Source organism: Microcoleus sp. B4-C2 (assembly GCF_036705265.1).
Lineage (GTDB): Bacteria > Cyanobacteriota > Cyanobacteriia > Cyanobacteriales > Microcoleaceae > Microcoleus.
In genome coordinates, this window is sequence record NZ_JAUBUB010000178.1 from 1 (window position 1) to 5,547 (window position 5,547).

At 43.2% G+C, this 5,547-nt stretch carries 4 protein-coding genes and 1 tRNA gene; 2 read left to right on the plus strand and 3 right to left on the minus strand.

What is annotated here, in order from left to right:
• Positions 1 to 81 precede the first annotated feature (81 nt).
• The 3 genes from QUB20_RS28050 to QUB20_RS28060 all read right to left on the minus strand — a co-directional run bounded on the left by QUB20_RS28050 (position 82) and on the right by QUB20_RS28060 (position 4,456).
• Positions 82 to 327 carry a type II toxin-antitoxin system VapB family antitoxin gene (locus tag QUB20_RS28050; RefSeq protein ID WP_333247659.1) on the minus strand — a complete coding sequence of 82 codons (246 nt, stop codon included), beginning with the start codon at positions 325 to 327 and terminating at the stop codon, positions 82 to 84.
• 99 nt (positions 328 to 426) lie between these two features.
• Positions 427 to 3,810, minus strand: a complete 3,384-nt coding sequence (locus QUB20_RS28055; RefSeq protein ID WP_333247657.1) for an Eco57I restriction-modification methylase domain-containing protein — start codon at positions 3,808 to 3,810, stop codon at positions 427 to 429.
• A gap of 58 nt (positions 3,811 to 3,868) precedes the next feature.
• Positions 3,869 to 4,456, minus strand: coding sequence for a Uma2 family endonuclease (locus tag QUB20_RS28060; RefSeq protein ID WP_333247655.1), 588 nt, complete (start codon positions 4,454 to 4,456; stop codon positions 3,869 to 3,871).
• 428 nt (positions 4,457 to 4,884) lie between these two features.
• Here QUB20_RS28060 and QUB20_RS28065 point away from each other — a divergent pair, with 428 nt between their 5' ends.
• Both QUB20_RS28065 and QUB20_RS28070 read left to right on the plus strand, forming a co-directional pair.
• Positions 4,885 to 5,088, plus strand: a complete 204-nt coding sequence (locus tag QUB20_RS28065) for a hypothetical protein (protein ID WP_333058474.1) — start codon at positions 4,885 to 4,887, stop codon at positions 5,086 to 5,088.
• A 153-nt stretch (positions 5,089 to 5,241) separates the two neighbouring features.
• Positions 5,242 to 5,314, plus strand: a tRNA-Ala gene (locus tag QUB20_RS28070).
• Positions 5,315 to 5,547 lie beyond the last annotated feature (233 nt).

A 5,547-nucleotide genomic window follows, 5' to 3' on the forward strand; every position in this document is an offset into this window, starting at 1 on the left:
GTCCCGCCCGTCCTTTTTGGACGGGCGGGACGCCCATCCCACAATAACAATTAAAATTGTAAGTTATTTAATTCGCGAGCCTTAAGCAGTTCGATCGCGAATATCTCCCCAAATTTCATCAGGATTTAAACCCAGTTCATGCAGTTGATATTTTTCACGAAATGCACTGAGAGATTCTCCAAAGCTAAGTTCGAGATTCTGTGGCTGTTTGCGGCGTTGAATGTATTCGCGCAAGGCGATTTCAACTAAGGTTTCGATCGCAATTTCTCGCTCCAGTTCGATCGCCTCTTGCAGCAGTGCCGTATCCACATTTAGGTTCGTCACCATTGGCTTTCCTATTTTAACCGTTGTTTTATTATAAATGCAATCAATCCAAAACTGTTCTAGACTTTCTCAAAGGTTGACAATCTAAAATATAACATTCTATCAAATCTGTCGGGCGATCGGCATTCGCGGAGGTGCTGTTTTCCACATCAAATCTATCTCTTCCGGTGTCAATCCGTAAGCTTGATTAACTAAGTCGGATAAACGGTGTTCGAGTCTCAACGCCTCAGCTTTGCGAGATTGAATGGCCGGTGCATATTCATTATAAGTTTCGCGGACTGCTTTTAGTCCAGCAACACCGAGAGGATCGGAGGATTTAGTTTTCGGCATTCGCTTTCTGATTTCTGCTACGAATTCTGCAAAGGAAAGGGCAGAAAAATCTTCGAGTTTTTGTCCGAGTTTATCAATCAAATAAGTTATTTCCAGCCATTGCAAGACATCTCGGTGAGTTTCTTGATTAGTTTTGGCGATTTCAATTAAACGGCTGACAATTAATTCGACTTCGGCACGAATTGAGTCAGTTGGTGGTGCGATGGGTAAAGTTTCTACCTGTTCTCTAAACATTCGCAGTGTGTCATTGATCCCTTTTTGCAAAGTGTGGTGACAAATCCACCAAGTTATTGGCGAACACAGCCACCCAAGCATATAAAGATTTCCTGTTGGCCATAGATAGCAAGTATTCACTGGGTATACCTCTTGATCGACGAAGCAAAACCAAGAATAAGTAGCCAAATCTTGAGTGATAATTTTTGGTTCTTGAAAAACGTTATAGTAGGCACAGCTACGCAGTTCCCACCAGTAACGCCCTTGATCGGAACGCTTAGACAGTTTTTCTTGCATCGGCTTCATATACTTATATACCGATGGAAATGTTTGTGCAAATACTTCCTCTGCTTGATCGTTTGCTTTACTCCACGGCCATACACTATCGCTGCTAGATTTCAGCAAAATAATCCAAAGATTTGCCCACTCTGGACTCCAGCGTTTAATATCTTGACCTCGTAAATAAGGCTTGATAATTTCAGCAGATTTCTGGTCTGCTTGAACGAGACTATTTTTAGTAGCTTCATCAATCAAAAAAGCTTCGTTAAATCCTGTTTTTATGCCATATAAAGGCTTAACGCCTGCAAAATCTTTTAGCGGAACTCCCACTTGTTTTATTTTCTGCATCAACTCATCAACAGCAGGAGGTTCCAGACTCCAAGCAGTCGCAGTGAAACGATCTCGCGAAATTTTATAACCGTGTTGTTGAACATATTGTGTAAGGTTGATATTAGCAAGTTCCTCGCGCGGAACCGGACAAACAATCACAGGCGAATTAGGTTCAGATTTACCTGGCTCAATCTCGCTTTCAGTTTCAGAGATACATAGAGAAGCGTTAGGTTTTCTGACTGCGACAATACAGGGAAAAGTATCAGCCTCCTCAAAAATTGGCGCGTGTCCGAAATCAATAATTTGCTCTAGTAAACCTTGACTGGCAAAGAACTTGCGTAGAGGTTCGCCGTATCCCGACCTCAGCCATTTATTTGTGACAATATACGAAAGCACTCCACCCGGTTTTAGAATGTTTAACCCGAGTTCATAAAAATAAGTATAAAGGTCTGCTACGCCATTATAGGATTCATAATTTGCTTGCAAGTATGGTTTAATTGGAGACAGCAACTCCTGCCGCACATAAGGCGGATTGCCAAGGACAACATCAAAACCGCCATCAGCAAAAATCTGGGAAAATTCAGCTTGCCAATCAAACGCTGTATCTGCTACATTACTGTCAGCGACGATCGAGTTTCCCGCTTTAATATTATCATCCAAATAAGTCAGCGTTTTACCAGCTTGGGCCGTCTTCAACCACAGGGAAAGTTTGGTAATTTCCGCCGATTCCGGCAGCAAATCTACGCCGTACAGGTTGTTGCTTAAAATGCTTCTGTCAAATTCCAGCGAGTTGCCGTCTTTTGGCTTATACCCCAAAGCATTCAATTCGCGATCGACTCTTTCGTACTGCTGCATCAAATAATCAAAAGCCGCAATCAAAAAAGCACCCGAACCGCACGCCGGATCGATGACGCGCGTTTTTTGCAGCACCTCGTCTCGATACGCTTTCCAAAACTTAATTGCAGTTTTCTTTGGTGGCTGAACCGAGTCTTCAGCAACTTCGCCCATTAGGAATAAATCGCGCAATTCTTGCTCTCGCCGCTGCAAATAGCCGCCGAGAGAAACCTCGACAATATACTGAGTAATAAAAGCTGGCGTGTAAAACACACCTTGAGTTTTTCGCTTGCCTTTTTTCTGATTGTATTCCTGTCCGGTAGTTTCAGCATTTAATTCTTCCAAATCTGTAACAGACTGCTCGAAAATATGCCCCAAAATATCGACGGAAACTTCGGTATCAAAATCAAATCGCGTCAAATTCTTAAGCTGAGTGCATAAGGGATTTGGCACAGTCAATTGTGCGTCTAAAACCGGATCGAATTTAAATAAACCGCCGTTGTATCCCGGTACAGGAGGGTCATCATTTCCCACATCTACCCAGCGAAATACAGATTGATAATTTTCCCAAATTAATTTAGGATTGTATTGGTCTGTGTGGTCGTGAGCGTTGCTGAGGGTGTTTCGCGGCAGCAGCCCTTTATCTTCACAAAAAGCAATGAATAAAACGCGGTCTAAGGTTTTTTGAGCTTTTTCGATGAGTACGCGATCGCGGTTGGGGATATCCTGCGGCCCAGAAAAGCGAAAATGTTTAACGAGAGCGAGTCGAATTGCTTTGTACTCTTGATATAATTTATTGGTAATTTCCTCTTGAGCTTCGTCAGAGTCTTTTAACAGTCTGTCAATAACAGAACCTGTTTGCTCTTGGTTTTTAGGCAAAAAATTGCGGCGACACAGCAGAAAGTAAAACCGCTTAAAAGCTGCAATATCCGCCAAGTCAGCCACAAAAAATTGTTCGTAATAAGCGGGAGTTTTATTGGTATGATAAAGTCGCAACTCTCGATAATTCGAGACAATAATCCAGCGACAATCGGGTGTATAATTAGCGTAGCGCCAACCTTGGTCAACTGCTGATTCGGTTCGCCCGGATGCGGGACGGTCTAAATCATTTTTCGCTCCCTTGAGTTCGATCGGAGCAATCACTTTACCTTGCAGGGACACGGCTTTGCCTTTAGGATTGCCAGCAGCGGTAAAAAAGCCGATCGCCCCGTCAGCAGAACCGCCGCCATCAGATATCGTTTGTTCCGCGTTAATTTCCCAAGCTTTCCCCCCACCTTGAATTACCGAGCAATATCCCAAAATATCCTGAAAAATATCATTAATAAAACTGCCGTGCAGGGAAACTTCTTTAACTTCGTCTAACGTACCCGTTTTAAGTGCAGCAATCCACGTTCCCAATTTTTGGTGGCGCACTTCCATATCTTGCGGAAAGCTAAAAGCACGCAAAGCAGTGTTGAGTGTTTTGCTGTGAAAAAGGGCGCGAGTAGAGCGATTTGTCATAAAGTTGAAAAGGCGATCGAGTTAATGTTACAGCAAACAAAAAAGCGGTTGTGAAATCCTAACTAGCGGGAGTCGTTTCAAATCTAATCCCTTCATAAATGTCGCCCAATTGAATTTGAAACGGCAGCGAAGACAAAGCCAGCACTGCATCTGCCGATTCGTATTCACTTAAAAGCCACTTATTTTCCGAAGTCTTGACAAACTGCTCGACATAAAATTTATACTGATCGATTAAAATATATTCTCGAAACTCAGGAATCGAGCGATAATAATCAAACTTATCCCCTTGATCGTAATTTTTCGTACTTTTTGACAAAACTTCAACAATCATCAAAGGATTAATTATTGTATCTGTGCGATCGTCTAAAAGCACTGGTTCGCCTTGAACCACCATCACATCTGGATAAGTATAGAGATGATAGCGCGGTATCGACAACCGTAAGTCACCGATAAAAACCTTATAGTTTTGCCCCCTGAGAGCAAATTTTAAATGAGCATAAAAATTGCCCGCAATATCATTATGATTTGGAGTACCACCAGTCATAGGAACTATCTCGCCATCAATATATTCACTTTTGGACTCGGCCACTTCCTCTAGTGCCAAATATTCCTCTGGCGAGTAGAGTTTTTGAGTTTGGGTTAACATAGTTTTTATCCTCAACAGCCGTTCATTTTATTTTAATTAAAAGTACACATATTTTACCAACATTCAATCGGGTCAGGGTGCGATCGCACTGCTATCAAATCAGTTATACTCAAAGGTCGATCCTCTTCGTTGGCGTAGCCCCCGTAGGGGCGGGCTTCGCTAACGCACCCTACCCCCTCAAAAAAGCGTGTGAAGCGCAGCTATCGGGCTCTTAATCGATCGCTCAAGAGTCAAAAACGCCACATCTAAGGCTGAGCTAGCTCTCATTTACTTTGCATATTGTAATTATCACCAAAAGCTATAATTTTTTCTCACCCGCTTTCCGCTGCTCCCTTCGGGTTTTACAGCAAAAGTTAAATACAGGTGAGCTGATCTGCACGAAGCGAAAAGTTTTGTTACAATAGGTAAGCTGTTACAAATCGTAACTTATGCTGGTTCCTATTTTAATAATTGACGTTGCCCTCGTTGCCTGGTCTTTGCACTTGATGCAAGAGGCGATCGCGCAACGGGAATTTTCACTAATGCTAGCCGGCACCCTAGTTGCGGTCTCAGCCGCCGCTCTGCTAGTCGTCTACTTCCTCATGGGGTCTTGTTTGAGCCATTTGAGCGAAATATCCCAACACACTTACTAAATGATAGTAGGCGATTGACCATTGTCCAGAAGCGAGGAGAGTTTTGTGGAAAAAAAGCCGAAAGCCTTGCCAGCCGAAGGCTCAAAACTAATTTCCCCAAAAAGCTTGACAAATATTGGTCAGTTAAGGCATGATTGAGAGCGCGAAAAGAAAGGGGAATTAGCTCAGTTGGTAGAGCACTACAATGGCATTGTAGGGGTCAGCGGTTCGAGCCCGCTATTCTCCATAAACATTACAGTAGGGAAACGGCACTGCTCATTCGTATCAACTTAAGACTAAAACTGTTGATAAATATCGCTTTTACCCCAGTCTAGATCCCCCTCGCATCCCCCTTAATAAGGGGGACTAAAGAGAAGACTCTTGTCCCCCCCTTGTTAAGGGGGGCTAGGCAGGGTGGATTAATTGTCCCCAAGTAAATTATAATAGTCGAGCGCGAGCGGCTCGAGTCCGCTCGCGCTC